Source organism: Streptosporangium sp. NPDC002607 (assembly GCF_053592655.1).
The window spans coordinates 1,571-3,223 of record NZ_JBSFWD010000134.1 but is presented as its reverse complement, the minus strand read 5'-3'; the positions used below and the strand labels follow the sequence as shown (position 1 = coordinate 3,223).

Here is a 1,653-nt window from a genome sequence, read left to right as displayed (position 1 = left end):
CGGTGGCGGAGTGGGTTTGGTCGCTGTTTGTTGTTTGAGATTTGCATAGTGGACGCGAGCATCTTTGTGGCCAAGTTTTTTAGGGCACACGGTGGATGCCTTGGCATCAGGAGCCGATGAAGGACGTGGGAGGCTGCGTTAAGCCCCGGGGAGTCGCCAACCAGACTTTGATCCGGGGATGTCCGAATGGGGAAACCTAGCACCAGTCATGTGGTGTTGCCTCCGCCTGAATGTATAGGGCGGTTGGTGGTAACGCGGGGAAGTGAAACATCTCAGTACCCGTAGGAAGAGAAAACAAATAGTGATTCCGTGAGTAGTGGTGAGCGAAAGCGGATCAGGCTAAACCGTAGGCGTGTGATAGCCGGCAGGCGTTGCGTTTACGGGGTTGTGGGACCCTCTGGGAGGGGCTGCCGTTCCTCCAGACAGTAAGAAATCGATGAGATAGCCGAAGCTTCTGGGAAGTGGCGCCGTAGACCGTGAGAGTCGGGTAGGCGAAATCTTGTCGACTGTTGGAGGGGATCCCAAGTAGCACGGGGCCCGAGAAATCCTGTGTGAATCTGCCAGGACCACCTGGTAAGCCTAAATACTCCCTGATGACCGATAGTGAACAAGTACCGTGAGGGAAAGGTGAAAAGCGCCCCGGTGAGGGGTCGTGAAATAGTACCTGAAACCGTGTGCCTACAAGCCGTAGGAGCGTAAACATTCTTCGGAGTGTTTGTGATGTGACTGCGTGCCTTTTGAAGAATGAGCCTGCGAGTTATGGTGTGTGGCGAGGTTAACCCGTGTGGGGGAGCCGTAGCGAAAGCGAGTCTGAATAGGGCGTTTGAGTCGCATGCTGTAGACCCGAAGCGGAGTGATCTAGGCATGGGCAGGTTGAAGCGCGGGTAAGACCGCGTGGAGGACCGAACCCACCAGGGTTGAAAACCTGGGGGATGACCTGTGTTTAGGGGTGAAAGGCCAATCAAACTCCGTGATAGCTGGTTCTCCCCGAAATGCATTTAGGTGCAGCGTTGCGTGTTTCTTGCCGGAGGTAGAGCACTGGATGGCTAATGGGCCCGACAAGGTTACTGACGTCAGCCAAACTCCGAATGCCGGTAAGTGAGAGCGCAGCAGTGAGACTGCGGGGGATAAGCTCCGTAGTCGAGAGGGAAACAGCCCAGACCACCGACTAAGGCCCCTAAGCGTGTGCTAAGTGGGAAAGGATGTGGAGTCGCAGTGACAACCAGGAGGTTGGCTTAGAAGCAGCCACCCTTGAAAGAGTGCGTAATAGCTCACTGGTCAAGTGATTCCGCGCCGACAATGTAGCGGGGCTCAAGTACACCGCCGAAGTCGTGGCATTCACACGTATAACTGAGCCTTTGTGGTTTAGGTGTGTGGATGGGTAGGGGAGCGTCGTGCGGCCGGTGAAGCAGCGGAGTGATCCAGCTGTGGAGGCTGTGCGAGTGAGAATGCAGGCATGAGTAGCGAATCAGAAGTGAGAAACTTCTGCGCCGGATGACCAAGGGTTCCTGGGGCAGGCTAATCCGCCCAGGGTAAGTCGGGACCTAAGGCGAGGCCGACAGGCGTAGTCGATGGACAACGGGTTGATATTCCCGTACCCGCTACGATGCGCCAATACTGAATCCAGTGATACTAAGGGTCCTTAAGTCCCTA

1 rRNA gene (running past one end of the window) is annotated in these 1,653 nt (G+C 55.7%); it reads left to right on the top strand.

The annotated features are described in order from the left end of the window. Positions 1-68: 68 nt before the first annotated feature. A 23S ribosomal RNA gene (locus ACWD3H_RS47365) occupies positions 69-1,653 on the top strand (its annotated part continues 1,570 nt past the right edge of the window); the annotation flags it as partial.